At 55.0% G+C, this 19420-nt stretch carries 15 protein-coding genes; 14 read left to right on the top strand and 1 reads right to left on the bottom strand.

Annotated features, from left to right (window positions below):
• The first annotated feature begins 487 nt into the window (after positions 1-487).
• The 6 genes from ACOMDU_RS13295 (at position 488) to lpdA (ending at position 7497) form a co-directional block, all read left to right on the top strand.
• A complete protein-coding gene (locus tag ACOMDU_RS13295) occupies positions 488-1483 on the top strand; it encodes a beta/alpha barrel domain-containing protein (protein WP_421130645.1) in 996 nt (331 codons plus the stop codon).
• A 16-nt stretch (positions 1484-1499) separates the two neighbouring features.
• On the top strand, positions 1500-2669 hold the full coding sequence (locus ACOMDU_RS13290; RefSeq protein WP_421130644.1) for a pyridoxal phosphate-dependent aminotransferase: 1170 nt from the start codon (positions 1500-1502) through the stop codon (positions 2667-2669).
• A gap of 64 nt (positions 2670-2733) precedes the next feature.
• Positions 2734-4101, top strand: coding sequence for a Na+/H+ antiporter NhaC family protein (locus tag ACOMDU_RS13285; RefSeq protein WP_421130643.1), 1368 nt, complete (start codon positions 2734-2736; stop codon positions 4099-4101).
• Positions 4102-4227: 126 nt separating this feature from the next.
• Positions 4228-5148 carry a LysR family transcriptional regulator gene (locus ACOMDU_RS13280; protein WP_421130642.1) on the top strand — a complete coding sequence of 307 codons (921 nt, stop codon included), beginning with the start codon at positions 4228-4230 and terminating at the stop codon, positions 5146-5148.
• A gap of 707 nt (positions 5149-5855) precedes the next feature.
• Entirely contained in the window at positions 5856-6185 is a 330-nt protein-coding gene (locus ACOMDU_RS13275; RefSeq protein WP_421130641.1) for a hypothetical protein, read from the top strand.
• Positions 6169-7497: a dihydrolipoyl dehydrogenase gene (lpdA, locus tag ACOMDU_RS13270; RefSeq protein WP_421130640.1), complete on the top strand. Its 1329-nt coding sequence runs from the start codon at positions 6169-6171 to the stop codon at positions 7495-7497. The genes ACOMDU_RS13275 and lpdA overlap by 17 nt, the downstream gene beginning before the upstream one ends.
• 337 nt (positions 7498-7834) lie before the next feature.
• Here the strand turns inward: lpdA and ACOMDU_RS13265 are convergent, their stop codons facing one another.
• Positions 7835-8215, bottom strand: a complete 381-nt coding sequence (locus tag ACOMDU_RS13265) for a helix-turn-helix domain-containing protein (RefSeq protein WP_421130639.1) — start codon at positions 8213-8215, stop codon at positions 7835-7837.
• A 767-nt stretch (positions 8216-8982) separates the two neighbouring features.
• Here ACOMDU_RS13265 and rpoN point away from each other — a divergent pair.
• The 8 genes from rpoN (at position 8983) to ACOMDU_RS13225 (ending at position 19356) form a co-directional block, all read left to right on the top strand.
• The gene (gene rpoN / locus ACOMDU_RS13260; RefSeq protein WP_421130638.1) at positions 8983-10329 is read left to right on the top strand and encodes an RNA polymerase factor sigma-54; all 1347 of its coding nucleotides are present in this window, start codon (positions 8983-8985) and stop codon (positions 10327-10329) included.
• A 179-nt stretch (positions 10330-10508) separates the two neighbouring features.
• Positions 10509-11999: a sigma-54 interaction domain-containing protein gene (locus ACOMDU_RS13255; protein ID WP_421130637.1), complete on the top strand. Its 1491-nt coding sequence runs from the start codon at positions 10509-10511 to the stop codon at positions 11997-11999.
• 391 nt (positions 12000-12390) lie between these two features.
• Positions 12391-13890, top strand: coding sequence for a sodium:solute symporter family protein (locus ACOMDU_RS13250; protein WP_421130636.1), 1500 nt, complete (start codon positions 12391-12393; stop codon positions 13888-13890).
• Between the two features lie 128 nt (positions 13891-14018).
• Positions 14019-15344 carry an acetyl-CoA hydrolase/transferase family protein gene (locus ACOMDU_RS13245; RefSeq protein ID WP_421130635.1) on the top strand — a complete coding sequence of 442 codons (1326 nt, stop codon included), beginning with the start codon at positions 14019-14021 and terminating at the stop codon, positions 15342-15344.
• Between the two features lie 45 nt (positions 15345-15389).
• Positions 15390-16154, top strand: a complete 765-nt coding sequence (locus ACOMDU_RS13240) for a DUF169 domain-containing protein (RefSeq protein ID WP_421130634.1) — start codon at positions 15390-15392, stop codon at positions 16152-16154.
• Positions 16155-16255: 101 nt separating this feature from the next.
• Positions 16256-17731, top strand: coding sequence for a 4-hydroxyphenylacetate 3-hydroxylase family protein (locus ACOMDU_RS13235; protein ID WP_421130633.1), 1476 nt, complete (start codon positions 16256-16258; stop codon positions 17729-17731).
• A gap of 9 nt (positions 17732-17740) precedes the next feature.
• Positions 17741-18178 carry a PaaI family thioesterase gene (locus ACOMDU_RS13230; protein WP_421130632.1) on the top strand — a complete coding sequence of 146 codons (438 nt, stop codon included), beginning with the start codon at positions 17741-17743 and terminating at the stop codon, positions 18176-18178.
• A 35-nt stretch (positions 18179-18213) separates the two neighbouring features.
• Positions 18214-19356, top strand: coding sequence for an acyl-CoA dehydrogenase (locus tag ACOMDU_RS13225; protein ID WP_421130631.1), 1143 nt, complete (start codon positions 18214-18216; stop codon positions 19354-19356).
• Positions 19357-19420 lie beyond the last annotated feature (64 nt).

Below are 19420 nucleotides of genomic sequence, written 5' to 3'. Positions count from 1 at the left end.
CCACCAAGCAGTTGGAAAAGGACTTCGGGAACGCCGCTTACGCGACGATCCGCAGCTTTGTGTTGAAGTTTGAAAAACTGGGACTGCTCAAATCGACACAGTACGGGAATCGTGTGAAGTATGCGGTTTGTGTGTGCTGAAAACGGGAGCCGCTGCATCTGAGCCGCATGACCTGTGAAGTGCTCAGACTGCTATTTGACTACTACCGCAAAAAACCTCGGAAGTCTTGCCCTGTAAGGCTTCCGAGGTTTTTCTTCAGAATGGCGGAAATTTGTGTAACACCAACCAAACCCTTGCCCTGCAGGGCTTTCCGGCTTGACGGCTTGATAACTCCGACTACTATCTCATATCCAAAGGATAATATCAAAATACGTGATATTATTTGCAGGAAATTAAAACTTTTAATATATTTGAAATTATGCTATAAGTAAATCAGTAAAATATGCATGCATTTATCAACAACAGATAAAAACGAGGAGGCATTGTTATGGTCAGGCTTTTTGACAATACCCTGCGCGACGGTGGCAATGTGGTGGGTCATGGTTTTCCTATTTCGTTGACCCAAAGCATCATCGGTGCGCTGCTGGAGGCAGGTATTCCGGATATTGAATGCGGCAACTGCAAGGGTCTTGGCGCTTACGCCAAGGCGGATGCTAAGCAAGCACCCAGTGACGAGGAGTATTTCGAGGCGGTGCAGCCCTACCTGTCTCGTGGACGTATCGGTATGTTTATGCTGGCAAAGCTGGCGGATAAAGAACTGGTTCGCGGCGCTGCCGACGCAGGTCTGTATTTCCTGCGGGTGGGCGCTGATGCCGGTGACGGCGCAGGCTCTGTCAAGGCGGTGGCAGCTGTAAAGGAAGCGGGACTTACCTGTCGCTACTCGCTGATGAAGGGTTACGTTCTTCCGGCGGCGGAGCTGGCAAAGGAGGCAAAACTCCTGCAGGACGCCGGTGTAGACCGCATTACCATCATGGACTCTGCCGGAACCATGTTTCCCGACCAGACCACGGAATATGTCAAGGCGCTGAAGGACTCTGTGACGATTCCTGTAGGCTTTCATGGTCACAGCAATCTGGGGCTGTCTCAGGCCAACGCGCTGGCTGCCGTGGCAGCCGGTGCCGACGAGATCGACTGCGGCCTGCTGGGTATGGCCCGCAGTGCCGGTAACTGCGCCACTGAACTGGCCGCCGCCACCCTGAAGAAGGAGGGCTATCTGTCGGAGGTGGATCTGTACGGTCTGTTGCACTATCTGGAGGACGACTTGATCCCCGCTATGGAGCCGTATCACTACCGCGTGGCCGTGAACCCTGTGGAGCTGATGCTGGGGCTTACCGGATGTCATTCTTCGTTCCTGCCCATGTTCCGCAGGGTGGCACAGGAGGAGGGAGTATCCCTGCTGAAGCTTATTGCCGAAGTGTCCGCCATTGACCGCAAGGCGCCCTCTGAGAGTCTGCTGTGGGACATGGCACAGAAGCTGAAATAAGAAGGAGGAGATCACCATGAACCATCGTATTGAAAGCATGAAGCCCTCTGCCTCCATGGTGCTGATGGCACGCGCCAAGGAGATGCAGAAAACTGATCCCACTGTTATCGGCCTGGCGGGCGGTGAGCCGGACTTTGCCACACCTGACCGTATTTCCATGGCGGCCATTCGCAGCCTGACGGAGGGATATACCCACTATGTGGTGGGCCCCGGTCTGCCAGAGCTACGTCAGGCCATTCAGAAAAAGCTGCGGGAGGAGAATAGCTTGGACTATGATGCCAACTGCATCTTGGTGACGCCCGGCGGCAAGAACGCCATCTATCTGGCGGTACAGGCAATTCTCAACGAGGGTGACGAAGTGCTGGTATTGGATCCCTCATGGGTATCCTATGAGCCGATCATTCAGGCGGCGGGCGGTGTGACCGTCAAGGTAAAGCTGGACTACAAACAGGATTATCACATCACCGCCGAGGCGCTGGAGGCCGCCTGCACCGACAAGACCCGCCTTATCATCATCAACTACCCCAACAACCCCACCGGACGCATTCTTCACAAGGACGAGGCCGATATTCTGGAGGCCTTTATGCTGCGCCATCCGCAGGTGTACATGCTCAGCGACGAGGTGTATGAGAAGTTGGTCTACGATGGGGCAAAGAGCATCAGCATGGGCGCCTATCCCTCTATCCATGACCGTGTCGCCACCATGAACGGCTTTTCCAAGAGCGCAGCCATGACCGGCTGGCGCATGGGCTATTTGGCGGCACCCAAGGCGATTTACGACGTGGCCTATAAGCTGTATCAGCACAGCCTGTCCTGCATGAGCGGTTTTTTGCAGAAGGGCGCCGTAGAGGCATTTAGCTGCGAGTATGAGACCGAGCAGATGCGCAAGACCTACGCCTATCGCCGCGATATGTTCACCGGCGCGCTGAACAAGATCCCCGGCGTCCGCTGCCTGAAGCCGGAGGGGGCCTTCTACGCATGGGTATTCTTCGATATCGGCGGCATGGACTCCACCCAAATGTGTGAGTACCTGCTGGAGAACGCGGGCGTGGTAGGCATGCCCGGTAGCGCCTACGGCGAGGAGATGGCCTGCTGCATGCGCTTCTCCTTTGCCAACGCTACCGAGGATCTGGAGCGGGCTGCGCAGAAGATCACCGACGCGCTGCTGAAGCTCCAGCAAAGCTGACCATCAGGAGTGGAGGCTCCTGCAAATAAACGAGAGGAGAACAAAAGAAATGGAGGTTTCCCCTATGAAAAAAGAATCAGGATTCTACGGCGGAAAGATCGGCGTGTGGCTGCCTGTCCTGTTCATGCTGGTGGGTATGCTTGTCAGCACCATCATCGGCGGCGGCGGATTGGCCCGCCTCACAGGTATTACCTTCTTTGCTCTGGCACTGGGCTTCCTGTTGGCCAAGGATAAGAAAAACTACGGCAAGATCACGCTGAAGGGACTTCAGAACCCTATGTTGGGCACCATCATCATGGCCTATATCATGGCCGGTATGCTGGCGCAACTCCTACGGCAAAGCGGTTTGATTGATGCCCTGATCTGGGGAATCACCCGCCTGGGCCTGAATGCCGGATGGATACCCATGATCGCATTCCTGACCTGCGTGCTCATCTCCACCTCCTGCGGCACCTCCACCGGTTCGGTGGCCGCTGTCGCGCCGGTGCTGTTACCGCTGGCCCACGGTTTGGGCATCAACATGGGCCTGATGTGCGGCGCTATCATCTCCGGCGCCATCTTCGGCGACAATCTGGCTCCTATTTCCGACACCACTATCTCATCCGCCCTGACACAGGAGGCGGACATCTCTCAGGTGGTTCGTACCCGTTTTCCCTATGCCGCTATCTCCGGCGCTGTTGCTGCGGTACTCTTTGCCGTTGTGGGTCTGACGCAGGACGCCAATATCCCCGCTGATCTGGAGCTGGACGGCAGCACCGCCAAGTCTCTGTTCCTGCTGGTACTCCCTGTGCTCATGGTCATTCTTATGCGTAAGGGTTGGGATCTCATGGGCACCCTGATCCTCTGTAACCTCAGCGGTATTGTGCTGAATCTGGTACTGGGCACCATTGCACCGGCGAAGATGTTTGCCAACGACGGCCCCATCGTGGCCGGTATGTCCGGCATGATGACGCTGGTGCTGTATGTGACCCTGCTGTTCCAGCTGCTGGAGATCCTCAACAGCAGCGGCGCCTTCGATGGCCTGACCGTCAGCTTGATGAAGCACTGCAAATCTCCCCGCTCCGGTGAACTGATCTGCTATCTGGCGGCCGCTCTCGGCTCCGTCGTCACCGGCGGCAGCGGCATCGCCATCGTGTTCTTCGGCTCTCTGGTGCGCCGCATCACCAAGGCATTCCACATCGACCGCTGCCGCGGCGCCAACATTCTGGACGGCGTGGCCTGCGGCGCTACCGGTCTGATGCCCCACGGCAATCCCACGCTGGTGTCTCTGGGTGTGGCGCTGGCCATCGATGGCGTGGATCCCAACTTCTCTTTCTTGGATATTATCCCCTATAACTTCCACTGCTGGGGACTGATGCTTATCTTCCTGCTGAGTATTCTTACCGGAATCGGCCGCAGGTTTGAGAAGCCGGAAGAGACGGCCAACGCATAACAGCAATTATGTTTTCCTTTGCACAAAACGAAAAGACCCGCGACAGCGGGTCTTTTTGCATTGCCATTTACGCACTTTACGGATATAATAAAATCGATAGCATACCGCACAGGAGGAGAGTCTGCCATGGATCATAAGGATATCACAATCTTTCTGGAATTGGTGCGCTGCCGCAATATCTCAAAGACGGCGGAAAACCTGTATCTGTCCCAGTCAGCGGTCAGCAGCCGGCTGAAGGCACTGGAGGAGGAGATGGGCTGCCAGCTGGTGCTGCGCTCCAAGGGCCAGCGCAGTGTGGAGCTGACGCGGCAGGGGGAGGAGTTCATCTCGGTGGCGGAGCGGTGGAAGCTGCTACTGGAGGAGACGGAGGCGGTAAAAGAAAAGGCGCTTTCTGTCGTTCGCATCGCCACCAACGGAAGCACCTACGACCGTCTGCTGGACGAGTTCTTGCGGCAATACACCGAACGGCATCCGGAAAAGAAGATACAGATAAAGGTGTGCGACTCCAAAGACACGTATGATCTGGTCTCCAAGGAACTGGCGGATTTCGGTTTCGCGTCCTATGAGTCCCTACAGGGAGGCTTGGCTGTCCGGTGTATCGATCGGCAGCCCCTGTGTATCGTCCGCCGTGCGGAGTCACCGAAGCCGCCGCATCCCATCAGCCCCAGTGAGTTGGATCCGGAGCGGGAGGTCCGCTTTATCGGCGGCGATTTCAACGGTCTGATCCTGTGGAGAAAGAAGTGGTTCGGCAGTGATAACCGATGTCATGTGCAGATCAATACCGCGTCCGGCGTACGGTCTTTTCTCCAGCATGGAGATTACTGGGCGCTGATTCCCGTCAGCTCCGCCTATGAGCTGGCGCGGCTGATGCCGCTGCAGATCTACACGCTGGAGGAGCAGCCGGAGCCGTGGTGCGTCTACCTGCTGCGCAGCTTGAGAAGCAGTACGCAGGATTTGGAAATATGCCGTACCTTTGAAGCGGAGCTCCTGGAATATGCCCGAAAGATTCACGAAACTGAGGATAATCCGATTGAGTACCGAAAGTAAACGGAGCCATATAGCCGACATGAACATGTCAATTCTTTGTTGACCAGACTGCTATTTGACTACTACCGCGAAAAATCTCGGAAGCCCTGCCCCACAAGGATTCTGTGGCTTTTCTTCAAAATGGCGGAAATTTGTGCAATCTCAACCAAGCCCTTGCGCCGCAGGGCTTTCCGGCTTGACGGCCTGATAACTCCGACTCTGTGGTGAAAACCGCGTGGCATCAAGCCTTTCCGGTTTTTTCACACCCCATTTTCAACGGTTTCAAGCATGGATGTCAGCGCCGTCTGAGAGGGGTTCAACGTGATTTGAACCTCTCTTTTCCTGTTTTCTGGCGAAATAATCGGATGAAGCCCCCTTTTGTACGAGGAAGTCCCACGCAAAAGGGGGCTTTTTTCATAAAAAGTTTCACAAAGTTTAGAGCGTCGGTTTGTTGGTTTCGTAGAACCATCGAACCAGCGCTCTTTTGCATTTTCAGGACAAATAATCGGGCGTGACCCGAAAGGAGGAACATATGAGCGATGGGATCAGACGCAGCGTAGACAAACGCACCTGCACGGCATTTGTGCCGATGCCGCCGGAGCTGGTGTTTTGCACCGAGAACGAAAGATGCCGTGGATGCCCGTATCCCGCCCACGGTATTGTCTGTTGGCACCGGGGTGGAGGCTGTCTGCGCACAGATATGGAAGAAATAGAAAGGAGAAGCAAATATGATTCAAGCGGTTCTCAGTAATCCCAGCCACCCGGAATATGGTGTGGCGACCATCCCGTTCCCTATCCCCAACGACCAGTACGCGCGCTGCCTGGAGCTGCTGGCGGCGTTGGAGATCGGCGACGCGGTCAAGGCGGACTGCAAGGTGGAAAAGATCGACAGCTTCTATACTGTCCTCAAGCGCACGGAGATGCTCACGGTCAATGTGGAGGAGCTGAATTACCTCGCCAAACGGCTGGACAGCTTCGACACCGGCGAGGCCGCACAGTTTCAGGCAATGGCACACAAGCTGGAGCTTTTCGAGCTGAAGGATGGTCACGCTCATTGAGAAAGAGCATTTGGGCGGCACCTGCCTGAATATCGGCTGCATCCCAACCAAGTGCCTGCTCCATAGTGCCGAGCTGGTGGAGGACATCAAAAATCAGGGCAAGGACATCGGCGTGAAGGTCACCGGCGTGGAGGTGGATTTCCCCCAAGTCATCGCCCATAAGAACGACATCTCCAAAAAGCTCACGGGCGGTGTCAGAAGCCTGCTGAAAATGAACAAGGTCACCGTCATCGATGGAAAGGCCGCTTTTACCGCTCCCAAAAAGCTGAGCGTCAAAAAGGCGGACGGCTCCCACGAGGAAATGACAGCGGATGCCATTATTATCTCCGCCGGCTCCGTCAACTCCACGCCTCCCATCCCCGGCCTGAAGGAAAACCCCAACTGCATCGACTCCACCGGCGCATTGAGTCTCAAGGTTCTGCCGAAGTCCATGGTGGTCATCGGCGGCGGCGTCATCGGCCTTGAGCTGGCCTGCGCCTATGCCGCCTTCGGTACCAAGATCACCGTGGTGGAGGCCATGGATCACATGCTGCCCATGCTGGACGGCGACCTCACCAAAATCGGCGTAGAGCACATGAAGAAGATGGGTATGGAGTTCCATCTGGAATGCCCGGTGCAGGCGGTGGAAAGTAGCTCTGTGGGTGCCAAGGTCATCTGCAAAAACAAGGCTGGTGAAACTGTCAGCTTTGAGGCGGAGAAGGTGCTGGTGGCCATCGGCCGCAAAGCCAATACCGCCATGCTCGACCTCGATGCCGGTAAACTCGACAACGACCGCGGTCGCATCAAGGTCAATGACAAGATGGAGACTAGCGTCCCCGGCGTGTATGCCATCGGCGACTGTGTCATGGGCTATGCCCAGCTGGCGCACACTGCCTCCGCCATGGGCGAGGTGGCGGCAGAGAACATCTGCGGCCATGAGGTGCACTGTGATGAATCCACCAACCCCACCTGCGTCTATATTGAGCCGGAGGCTGCCTCTGTGGGACTCACGGAGGAGCAGTGCAAGGCCAAGGGCATCGCATACAAGGTGGGTAAGTTCCCCATGAGTGCCAACGGAAAGGCACTGATCCTCAATGGCGGAGAGGGTCTGGTAAAGCTCATCGCCGGAGCGAAATACGGCGAAATTCTGGGTATGCATATCATAGGACCACGAGCCACAGACCTCATTTCCGAGGGCGCGCTGGCCATCCGGTTGGAGGCCACGGTGGATGAACTGATCTCTACCATTCATAGTCATCCCACCGTCACCGAAACGCTGCGGGAGGCCGCGCTGAATGTAGAGAAAAGAGCGATCCATACACCGAACCGGTAAAACGATCCTGTGCGGCGGCAGCGCGATCACCGCTTGACAGAGCACTCGGCCTCTCCTTAACAGAATGAATCCTCCTCACATATTTCATTGATTAGTCGAGGAACTCTGTTCAAGAAGTCCATCAAAAGCGCATGATGCACAGGACGCAGTGTGATCAGGAAAAGAGGAGCCACCTGTTCGTTTGTTTGCCGGTATGTCTCTGCAGAAGGCAGCGGATCGTGCAAAGGAAGGTCAACAATATCGTCCTTTGCGCCCTCCGCTGTGTCCCTATGAATGCAGCGAAGCAGCGGTCGGATCATACATCCTGCCGCTGCTTCATTTTTTGTAAATTGACCAATCAGACAGCACAGGCATTCGTCTCACCTGCCCGAGAAGTCTCCTCTCTGCTGTACAGCAGAGCCTCCACCATGGCTTTAATCGCGGCGCGATCTCGCACATCGCAGGCGCGAATAAGCCGGACAAGCTGAACCTCTTCTGATTCTTCTACCTCATCTTCTGGATAAACCACTCGGTCAGCGGAGATTCCCAAAGCCCGCACGATCCGACAGAACACCTCGATACTTGGCGCACGTTGTTCATTTTCGATTGCCGCCAAGTGCCGCACGCCAATTTTGGCGCGTTCTGCGATGATTTCACGGGAAAAACCTTTCTGCAACCGGATTCCTTTTAAGATCAGGCCCATCTTGTCCGTTATTTTTGCTTCATCTTTTTCGAACACTCTCAGTTCACCTCCAGCTATATTCTATCGGGAGACGCCGAAACAGAGAATGTCGTATTCGTAGTTATATTTTGGAACTAATGGTGCCATATGTTCCGGTAATCCGGCCATATAAAAAAACGGCTGGATTGGCGGGAGACTTGTCATGCTTACAACAGGGATCTCCTTTCCGTCCGGAAAGGAGGTCTTATGCACTCTCTGTGTGTAAGAACACCGCTCATTTTGAGCGCGTCAATATGAGACAGCCATCCTGCGGGTTGGAAGTAGACATTGGGTTTTAAATCACCTTCCAAACGCAGATAGCGGAGCATATCTCAAGTATGACGCATTAGTTCTTAACAAAAGCTACGCTCAGAACAAAAACGCAAATAGGATGCCCTGCTGCCGCGGCCCGCCACCCGTTTCTAAGATTTGCAGCCAACCAAATTTCAGAATACGGAGGAACCATATATGGGATTTAATTATGCGGCAGAAAAGAAGAAGCTTGAAAAGCTGGGGTTGCTCAAATCGACACAGCACGGGAATCGCGTGAAGTATGCGGTTCGTGTATGCTGAAAATGGGAGCCGCTGCATCCGATTACATGACCCGCGAGGCGCGCAGACTACTATTTGACTACTAATCTGCGGTCAGATCGAAGACATTGGTTCTCTCTGCCCGATGCTGCGGCACCTGACACGGCTGTGTTTTGTTGCGCTTGCATTTCAAAAGCCGGTTTGTTATAATGCGAGTGAGTAGCGATAACAGTGATTAAGGTGGAGGTGTCGATATGCGCTTTGAGCAGTCGCAGAAGCAGCAAGCCGTATTGGCACCTGTCATGCGGCATTCCCTGCAATGCCTGCAGATGTCCGCTTATGATCTGTTCCTTCATGTGCAGGACGAGGCGATGGAGAATCCCATGCTGGATGTGGACATGTCGTCCATTGATTTATTGTCGGATACAGCCGCTGGCGATAAAGATGCCGTGACGTTAGCTGTAGAAGATGCTGTGCCTTTTTGCCGCGGCGCTCACTCCATGCAGGTCCCCTTTGCCCCGCAGGACTACAGTCATGGCCAAAGTTTGCAGGAGCATCTGCACGAACAGCTGGGGCAATCAAAATGGGTGGATCCTCAGACACGCCGCCTGGGTAGCTATTTGATCGACTGCCTTGACAGCCGCGGGTATCTGGATTGCCCGTTGGAGGTGCTGGCGGAGGAACTCGCGGTTCCCGTTTCACTGCTGGAGCAGGCACTGTTCGCGGTGCAAATGCTGGAGCCGACCGGAGTCGGCGCACGCACTCTGTCCGAATGTCTCGTTTTGCAGTTGGCACAGGGACAGAATTTCAATGCCGTAACGCTGGGTGTGGCACAAAACGGTCTGGAACTGCTGGCAGCGCGACGTTATCCAGAACTGGCCAGACGGCTGGGCGTGGACAAAAAAACGCTGATGGAGGCTGTTGCCGCCATCACCGCACTGAACCCGATCCCAGCGCAGGGCTATGGTACTGGGGAAAGCGGCGGCTGTATTTTGCCGGACGCAGTGATCACGGTTCAGGACGGAAACATCACACTGGAGCTCAACCATCAGGCAATGCCTTGTGTTTCGATGGACAAACAATACCGCGCTATGCTGCAGCAAACAGAGGATGCGGCAGCGGCGGAATACTTAAAAGAAAAGCTTCGGCGGGCGGAGGAACTGATCGACTGCCTGCAAAACCGCAAGAGAACGCTGACCCGTCTGCTGACCGAGATCATACAGCGCCAGTACGACTTTTTCTGCGGAGAGTCCTTGCAGCCCATGACGATACAAGACGTTGCGGGAGCCCTTGGTGTAAACCCGTCCACAGTCAGTCGGGCGATACAGGAAAAATATGTTTTGTTCCGGACAAAAATTATTCCGCTGCGCAGTTTGTTTACGCAGCCTGCCGCACACGGACCGTTTGGCTCCTTGTCCCCTGTGACCATCCACCAGCGGATACAGCGGCTTATCGCCGAAGAACCGCCTGGGCAGCCCATCTCCGATGAAGCGCTGGCAGCCGCGCTGACGGCGGAGGGGATTTGTATCTCGCGCCGCACCGTTGCAAAATACCGCACACAGCTTCAGATACCACCATCCACACAGCGGCTTCACAAATAAGGCAGCAGCAGAGAATTGCACGGCGCCCACCGTTTTGGAGCGCCGTGCGTTTTTATGGCAAAGCAGGGTCCGCTCAAAGGAAAATAGGAAATTTTTTCAAAAATAAAAAAACACGCTGGAAATCTGTAAAAGAGTATGATACTGTTAAAAAGAAGACAAAGCGACAGGAGGCTCCGTCTATGCGATGCAAAAAGTGTCCTATGGCGAAGGATGAGTGCTGCACCATCTGCGACCAGAACGATTTTCTCACAGCGGAACGGCCTTTGCCCGATCAGGATGAGCTGCTGGCAGCATTGAAACGGGAGCGTACCATCAACCAGCAACTCAACGCGATCATTGAAAACTCTGCTGACACCTTATTTGCAACCAACGGCAACGGCGATATCATCAAGGTCAATCGTGCCTGGGAACAGCTGAGCCAGACCAACCGCGAAGATGTGCTGGGGCGCAACATTCGCGACCTGGTATCCACCGTCATCTCAGATTCATCTACCCTTGCGACGCTGGAAACAAAACAGCGCGCCACCAAAGAGCAGCATCTGCTCCGCAGTGGCCGCACTTCGTATACCACCAGCACGCCTGTGTTCACAGACGGCGTATTGACCATGGTGGTCAGCAACAACCGCGACTTCTGTGAGATCGAGCGGATGCGCGCACAATTGGAGGAATCACAAAAAGTCGCCGCCACCTATCGTGATCAGATCAAGCGGATGCAGGAGGAGCTGCTGCCGCAGGCGGAAATTATTGCCAACGACCCTGAAACGCTGAATCTTATTTACCGCGCTAACAAGGTGGCAAAGGTGGATACCAGCGTCCTGATCACTGGTGAAACAGGCGTTGGCAAGGAAGAGTATGCAAAATATATCCACCGCATGAGCAGTCGGAACAGCCGACCCTTTATCCGAGTGAATTGTGCGGCCATATCCGCCAGCCTTATTGAGAGTGAGCTATTTGGTTATGAAAAAGGCGCATTCACAGGTGCCAGCAGCTCTGGTAAACGAGGATTGTTTGAGGTTGCGGACAACGGCACGATATTTCTGGATGAGATTGGCGAGTTGCCGCTGCTGATGCAGGCAAAGCTTCTGCGAGTGTTACAGGAACAGGAGCTTTTGCGCGTGGGTGGCACAACGCCAATAAAAATTAATGTCCGCGTCATTTCCGCCACAAACCGTGATTTGAAGCAGATGATCCGTGAACAGACATTTCGGGAAGATCTATTTTACCGGCTCAGCGTTGTCTCGTTGGAGATTCCGCCGCTACGGGAGCGAAGAAATGATATTTTCCCTTTGATTCAGCATTTCATTACAGAGCTGAACAATAAATACGGCTTTCATAAGACACTGACGCCGGACGCTTTTCAGGTGCTGAAGAGCTATTCTTTTCCCGGCAATGTGCGGGAACTAAAGAATTGCCTGGAGGAAGCCGTGGTTATGAGCGAAGGTGACCGGCTGACGCGAGACAGCTTCTCGTGCCTGCTGCAAGGGCATATCGTACCCTGTGCCGACGGTGAGCGGCCCCTGGATGACATCCTGCTGGATATTGAGTATCAGTATCTTACGAATGCCTTGCAGGAAGAGGGGAGTATTCGCAAGGCCGCCGCAAGGCTACAGATGTCTTCATCAACGTTTGCACGGCGGCTAAAACAGGCGGAAGAAAAGCTTCATCTATAATTGTGCCATTATTGCCGCACATCGCACCAAAAATGGCACGTTCCGATTGAAGACGAGATGCTTTTCCGCAGCAATTGGAAAGTAAAGCAAATTATCCACTCCTAAAAGAAAAACATTTGTCAACATTTTAACTAAAACGTGGTGCTTATTTCTGGCTAAAATGCAGAAAAACTGGAAAAGCGCGTCCAATCATTGCCTATAGGCGGTAATTGGCGCGCTTTTTGCTACTATACAGGGTGAAACCTATAGAAGGAGGTGACATCAATGAATTTTTTGGAGCATTGGTTGATTTTTGAGGCGTGCGCGTGGGTTGTGTTGATTGCTGTTATCAATATCATGCTGCCCAACAAGAAGAAGTGAGAGACAATGAGAAAGAAAAAGGAGAGCAACCATGAATATCTTTATTGTACTGATGGTCATTTATATTGTTGCCATGCTCATTCTGGGCTATCTGGGCAGCAAGCGGGCTACGGACTCCACCAGTTACGCAACGTCCAACGGTGACGTCAGCGTGTTTAATGTTTCGATTACCTTCGCAGCAACATTTGCCAGCGCGGGCACCTTCTTGGGTGTCGCCGGCCAGGGCTTCGCCTATGGCTTGACGAACTTCTGGTTCTGGGCTTCCCAGTGGACCAGCGCCGGCATTATCATGGCGATCATCGTCAGACGTTATCGCCGCATGAATTCCATGAAACAATCCGCCACAGTGGCCGACTGGATCGCTGACCGCTATCACAGTCAGGGCCTTCGCGTGTGGCTGGCCATCGTTTCACTGGCACAGGTGGCGTTTATCGCTTCCCAGCTGGTGGGCGCAGGCATTATCATTAACCAGATGATCCCCTCCATCTCCTATAAGATGGGTGTTCTGATCTCCGCCATTGTTATTATCATCTACATCTGCATGGGCGGTTCCTATGCGCATATCTACACCAATATTGCCCAGGGTCTGATGATGACTGTGCTGGGCGTCATTCTGGCAGTTTCCGGCATCTTCATCTTCGGCAACGTGATTACGGAGGTTCCTGCCCGTCTGGCCGAGATCGATCCCAACCTTGCCATGGGTCTCAACCCCAACAATGCAGGTTATCCCACACCGATATACGTGGTCGGCCTGTTTGTGGCACACCTTTGGTGGGCGCTGAACCCGCAGCTTATCAACAAGGCCACTTACCTTAAAAATGACAAGGATGTCAAGACCTTCTGCTGGCTGGCACCGTTGCTGATGTTCCTGATGTGCTCCGTAGTCTTTGTGGGCTCCTATACTCGCGTTCTGGTTCCCGAAGGCATCGGCGATGTGATCACCGGCATGGATGGCGCTGTTCCTTATTATGTCAGCCTCGTTTTCCCCAAGTTCATTGCGGCGGTGTTCCTGGTGGTTATTATGGCGGCCATGATGTCCACCGTGGACGGTGTGCTGCTGTACGTGTCGTCTATCCTCGGCTGTACACTGTATAAGAATACGATTGTTCCCGCCCGCCGCGCCAAGGGTATTCAGATTGACGATGCCAAGGTCGAAAAGACGACGATGAATATCCTGAAGTATTCGACCTTTGTTATTGGTCTGATCGCGGTACCCATTGCATTTAATAAGCCCGCCAACCTTACTGCCATGCTCTGGGGTGCTGCCGGACCTATCATGTCGGCGGTGGCCGGCCCTGTGGTCATCGGCATTTTCAGCAAGCGCCCCTCTGCCAAGGCAGCTGCACTGGGTTCTGTTTTGGGCTGCGCATCCTTCCTGATCCTGTATTTCGCCAAGATCATCGGCTCGGTATATCTGTGCTGCAGCATCGGCGGTGTTGTCAGCATTCTGTTCTGTGTGATCGGCATGTATGTTTTCCCGCCCATGGATGAGAAGCTGGCGGCGGATGCCTTCAAAACACTGGAAGACTGATCCATCCTTCGGCAAAGAACGACTTCACTCCTCATGAGGTAGGGCGCGGTATCCCGTTTATACCGCGCCCTGTCATATCAGCTAAGCTACGCTAACAATCCTTCTGTAAGAACAAGGAGAAGCATACCATGACTAACTGGAATAAGCATTATCAAGAAAACACGGTTACCGCTGAGGAAGCCATCACCTATATCCACAGTGGTGATACCGTCGTGTTCTCCCATGCTGCAGTAGAGCCGACGCATATTATCCGCACCCTTTTGGCACACGCTGACCGTTATCAGAATGTAGAAATCATCCATATGATCGGTGTGGGCGGTCTGGAATATTGCCGGCCGGAATACAAGGACCATTTCCACCACAATTCCTTCTTTGCCAGCGGTGGAAAAACCAAACAGGGCATCTCCGAAGGCTTTATTGACGTGACCCCCTGTTGTCTCAGCCAGGTAGCCGATATTCTGATGAATCGGCTCCCCAAGGTAGATGTGTTTGTGGGACAAATGTCTCCGCCTGACGCCCATGGCTACTGTTCACTGGGCATCGACCTGACTTACGAGCGGGCAGGCTTTGACAGCGCTGCGATCCGCATTATGCAGGTCAACCCCAATATGCCCCGCGTCCATGGCGAAACCTTTGTGCACGTTAGTCAGGTGCAATATTTTGTCCCGTGCAATGACCCACTGATCGAGATCCCGCGTCCTGTGATCTCTGATGTGGAAATGGCGCTGGGCAAAAATTGCGCAGATCTGATAGAAGACGGATCGACCCTGCAGCTGGGTATCGGCAGTCTGCCGGACGCGATTTGCAAATTCCTGCAGGAAAAAAATGATCTGGGCATCCACTCCGAAATGATCTCCGATGGTGTGATGGAGCTGATTGAAGCTGGTGTGGTCAACAACCGGAAAAAAACACTTCACCGTGGGAAAACCGTGGCTGCCTTCGCTATGGGAACACGAAAGCTGTATGATTTCATCAACGACAACCCCTCCTTTATGCTGATGGACGGTGCGTATGTGAACGATGCCGCCATCATTGCCCAAAACAACAAGATGATTTCGATAAACTCCTGCGTGGAGATCGATTTTTACGGGCAGGCAGCCTCTGAAAGCGTCGGTAAGCTGCAGATCAGCGGCACCGGCGGACAGACGGATTTTGTTCGCGGCGCCACCCGCTCTCCCGGAGGAAAATCTCTGATCGTGCTGCAGTCCACCGCGCAGGGCGGTAAGAAATCCAAAATCGTTCCCTTCTTGGGGGAAGGTACTCCCGTAACGCTTCCGCGTACGGACATCGACTATGTGGTAACGGAATACGGCGTGGCCGCCTTGCGCGGAAAGTGCATCCGCGAACGGGCCCAAACGCTGATCCATATCGCACATCCCAATTTCCGCGAGGAGCTGATCGAGGCATGGGAAAAATTCTTCTGCCAGAAGTTTCCCCGTGAGGTGTTGAACTGAACAATAAGAAAAACTTACATTTTAAGACAAGAAAGGAAGATTCACATGGCAGAGTATAATTGGAACGACATTATTGCCCGTTTGAATAAAATGATCCGTTACGGTACGGCACCTGTTGGCATGAAGTGGGTCAAGACGGAAGAAGAGTTCAAGTCGATCCCCAAGGTACGTGTACATGAAAAGCATTACCCCCCCTGTGTAGTTTTAGGGCAGGCGCACCAGTTTGGCTGGACAACTGCCTGCAAGTTCGAGAACGTCCACGCGAATTATTGCCGCGGCATTAATGGACTCTTTGAGCGAGATGAAAAGTGGTACAGCGGAGAGATGTTTAATAAGGTGTGGTTCAAAGAACTGGAATCCTCCAAAGCGCACAACCTTGCACTGGAGTGTATCCCCAGCGGTTATTATGCGCTGGTGTGCTCGCCTGTGGACGCAGGTAAGATCAATGATCCTGATGTATGCGTACTGTATACAAGTTCAGCCCAGGCCTTCATGCTCTACGCCGGATGGCAGTATATGGGATATGAAAAACTGCACTTTACCTTCGTGGGCGAGTCTACCTGTGCCGACTCCTGGTGCCATACATTCCTAACCGGGAAGCCCGGTCTAGGAATTCCGTCCTTTGCTGACCGCAAGTTTGGCGCGGCGGGTGAGTGGGAGCTGCGCGTTACCTTTAAGCCGGACGATCTGGTGCGTGCCATCGAGGGCATGGAGGCTATGTGGAAAGCGGGACTGCGTTACCCCATGGCATCTCACAGTCTGACCACTGACGTGTGCCCTGGTATGCCGCCCCATTACCTGGAATTTTAACACAAAGCCTCATTACGCCTTATGCCTGTGTTCTCCGTCCTGTTGTGATTGAAGAACATAGGCAGAGGCACCTTGATATTGAGTACAAGGAGGAATCGACAATGGCACTGATGACCGCGAAAGAGTACATCGACTCTCTGCGTAAGCTGAACACCCGCGTGTATATGTTCGGCGAAAAGCTCGACAACTGGGTGGATCACCCCATGATCCGTCCCTCCATCAACTGCGTGGCCATGACCTACGCGCTGGCGCAGGATCCTCGGTACGAGGATCTGATGACCGCCACCTCCAGCCTGACCGGCCACAAGATCAACCGCTTCACCCACCTCCACCAGTCCGCCGACGATCTGGTGAAGAAGGTGAAAATGCAGCGTCTGCTGGGGCAAAAGACCGCCTCCTGCTTCCAACGCTGCGTGGGCATGGACGCCTTCAACGCCGTATACTCCACCACCTACGAGATCGACGAGAAGTGCGGCACGAGCTATCACGAGAACTTCAAGAAATTCCTTGTCTACGTGCAGGACAACGATCTGACCGTGGACGGTGCCATGACCGACCCCAAGGGCGACCGCTCCAAGGCACCCCATGAGCAGACCGACCCGGATATGTACGTCCACGTGGTGGAACGCCGCGACGACGGCATTGTGGTCTGCGGCGCGAAATGCCACCAGACCGGCTCCATCAACAGCCACTGGCATATCTTCATGCCCACCATCGCCATGGGCGAGGCGGATAAGGACTATGCCGCGTCCTTCGCCTGCCCCACCGACGCCGAGGGGCTGTACATGATCTACGGCCGCCAGTCCTGTGACACCCGCAAAATGGAGGACGGCTGCATCGACGTGGGCAACGCCAAATTCGGCGGGCAGGAGGCACTGGTGGTCCTCGACCACGTGTTTATCCCCAATGAGTACATCTTCCTCAACGGCGAGTACGAGTTCGCCGGTATGATGGTGGAGCGTTTCGCCGGCTATCACCGCCAGAGCTACGGCGGCTGCAAGGTGGGCGTGGGCGACGTGGTCATCGGTGCGGCGGCACTGGCTGCCGAGTACAACGGCGTGGAGAAGGCCAGCCACATCAAGGACAAGCTCATTGAGATGACCCATCTCAACGAGACGCTGTATTCCTGCGGCATCGCCTGCTCCTGCGAGGGCTGCCCCACTAAGGCGGGCAACTACCAGATCGACCTGCTGCTGGCGAACGTCTGTAAGCAGAACGTCACCCGGTTCCCCTATGAGATCGTGCGTCTGGCGGAGGACATCGCCGGCGGGCTGATGGTCACCATGCCCAGCGAGACGGACTTCAAGTCCGCCACGGTGGTGGGACGCGAGGGAGAGACCATCGGCGAGATCTGCAATAAGTATTTCGCCACCCACGAGGGCGTCAGCACGGAGGATCGCCAGCGGGTGATGCGGTTCCTGGAGAATATGTGTCTGGGCGCGGCCGCCGTGGGCTACCGCACGGAGTCCATGCACGGCGCAGGCTCGCCCCAGGCGCAGCGGGTGATGATCGCCCGCCAGGGCAACATTCAGGGCAAGAAGAAGCTGGCGAAGAATATCGCCGGGATACAGGAGTAAAGGCGTGTCATGGATAAAAAGCAAGCGTGGCTCCAGCTGGTGCAGGAGAAGTCGGAGCACTATCTGAACCTGCACGACGGCGGCTTTGACGAGAAAATGCGGGCGCGTCTGGTGTCCTGCGACTACGAAAACCAGACCGTCATTTACGCATTTCCCACCCAGACGTGGCAGATCAACGAAAAGGGCGGCATCCACGGCGGCGCCATCGCGGGGATGTTCGACACCGCCTTCGGCGTGGTGGCGAACTTCACCGCCGGGGACAACGAAGCCACCACCACGGATATGACGGTATCCTTCCACCGGGGCGTGGACTACGGCATGGAGGTATACCTCACCGTCTACATCGTCAAGGCGGGGCGCAGCCTCATCCGCCAGCGGGCGGAGCTGACCGATGCCGCCACCGGCAAGCTGCTGGCCACCGCCAGCGGCAGCTGGATGCCCCTGTGACCGAACACTTTAAGGAATAAAATAGGAGAACGACTATGGATTTCAATTTGAGCCGTGAGCATCAGCTGATCCGCAAGATGATGGCGGAGTTTACGGAAAAGGAAGTCAAGCCCATTGCGGCGGAGACCGACCGCACCTGCGAGTACCCCCGCGACAACATTGAGAAGCTGTTCAAGTTGGGCGTCATGGGTATGTGCGTGCCCAAGGAATACGGCGGCGCAGGTGCCGACCCGCTGGCAAGTGCCCTGTGCATCGAGGAGCTGAGCAAGCAGTGCGCCTCCACCGGTGACATCGTGGCGACCCACAATGGTCTGTGCTGCGACCCCATTATGACCTACGGCACCGCCGAGCAGAAGGCGAAGTACCTGCCCATGCTGACCACCGGGCACCATGTGGGCGCGTTCGCCCTGACGGAGCCCAACGCCGGCTCCGACGCCTCCAAGGGACAGACGGAGGCGAAGCTGGAGGGCGACCACTATGTGATGAACGGCAGCAAGATATTCATCACCAACGGCTATGTGGCCGACGTGTTCGTGGTGTTCGCCATGACCGACAAGAGCAAGGGCACCAAGGGGATCTCCGCCTTCATTGTGGAGAGCGGCTTCCCCGGCTTCTCCGTGGGCAAGCACGAGGAAAAGCTGGGACTCCACGGCAGCCCCACCGCCGAGATCGTGTTCCAGGACTGCATCGTTCCCAAGGAGAATCTGCTGGGCGTAGAGGGCAAGGGTTTCTCCATCGCCATGGCGACCTTGGACGGCGGCCGTATCGGCATCGCCGCCCAGTCCCTGGGCATCGCCGAGGGCGCGCTGGCCGAGGCCATCAACTACACCAAGGGGCGCGTCCAGTTCGGCAAGCCCATCAGCAAGTTCCAGAACACCCAGTTCACGCTGGCTGACATGGAGCTGGGCTGCGAGGCGGGGCGGCTGCTGACCTATCAGGCCGCTATCGCCAAGGGCGAGGGCAAGCGCTACACCAAGCAGGCGGCTATGGCCAAGCTGTTCACCTCCGAGCACGCCATGAAGACCACCACCAAGGTGGTGCAGCTCTTCGGCGGCTATGGCTACACCAAGGATTACCCGGTAGAGCGTATGATGCGTGATGCCAAGATCACCGAGATCTACGAGGGCACCAGCGAGGTCCAGCGCATGGTCATCGCCAGCAATCTGGGCGTGAAGTAAGGTAGGAGGTAAAAGGAAAATGAAAATTCTCGTAACTGTTAAGCAGGTCCCCGATACCTCCGGT

This window comes from Vescimonas sanitatis (assembly GCF_049060325.1).
GTDB lineage: Bacteria > Bacillota > Clostridia > Oscillospirales > Oscillospiraceae > Vescimonas > Vescimonas sanitatis.
The sequence above is the reverse complement of the archived record's forward strand: the minus strand, read 5'-3'. Positions and strand labels throughout refer to the sequence as shown.

Bases quoted from the DNA above. Each gene is read 5' to 3' on its own strand.
- ACOMDU_RS13285 (WP_421130643.1), top strand. From the start codon at position 2,734: ATGAAAAAAGAATCAGGATTCTACGGCGGAAAGATCGGCGTGTGGCTG.
- ACOMDU_RS13295 (WP_421130645.1), top strand. From the start codon at position 488: ATGGTCAGGCTTTTTGACAATACCCTGCGCGACGGTGGCAATGTGGTG.
- ACOMDU_RS13225 (WP_421130631.1), top strand. From the start codon at position 18,214: ATGGATTTCAATTTGAGCCGTGAGCATCAGCTGATCCGCAAGATGATG.
- ACOMDU_RS13290 (WP_421130644.1), top strand. From the start codon at position 1,500: ATGAACCATCGTATTGAAAGCATGAAGCCCTCTGCCTCCATGGTGCTG.
- ACOMDU_RS13240 (WP_421130634.1), top strand. From the start codon at position 15,390: ATGGCAGAGTATAATTGGAACGACATTATTGCCCGTTTGAATAAAATG.
- ACOMDU_RS13255 (WP_421130637.1), top strand. From the start codon at position 10,509: ATGCGATGCAAAAAGTGTCCTATGGCGAAGGATGAGTGCTGCACCATC.
- ACOMDU_RS13250 (WP_421130636.1), top strand. From the start codon at position 12,391: ATGAATATCTTTATTGTACTGATGGTCATTTATATTGTTGCCATGCTC.
- ACOMDU_RS13230 (WP_421130632.1), top strand. From the start codon at position 17,741: ATGGATAAAAAGCAAGCGTGGCTCCAGCTGGTGCAGGAGAAGTCGGAG.
- lpdA (WP_421130640.1), top strand. From the start codon at position 6,169: ATGGTCACGCTCATTGAGAAAGAGCATTTGGGCGGCACCTGCCTGAAT.
- ACOMDU_RS13275 (WP_421130641.1), top strand. From the start codon at position 5,856: ATGATTCAAGCGGTTCTCAGTAATCCCAGCCACCCGGAATATGGTGTG.
- ACOMDU_RS13280 (WP_421130642.1), top strand. From the start codon at position 4,228: ATGGATCATAAGGATATCACAATCTTTCTGGAATTGGTGCGCTGCCGC.
- rpoN (WP_421130638.1), top strand. From the start codon at position 8,983: ATGCGCTTTGAGCAGTCGCAGAAGCAGCAAGCCGTATTGGCACCTGTC.
- ACOMDU_RS13245 (WP_421130635.1), top strand. From the start codon at position 14,019: ATGACTAACTGGAATAAGCATTATCAAGAAAACACGGTTACCGCTGAG.
- ACOMDU_RS13235 (WP_421130633.1), top strand. From the start codon at position 16,256: ATGGCACTGATGACCGCGAAAGAGTACATCGACTCTCTGCGTAAGCTG.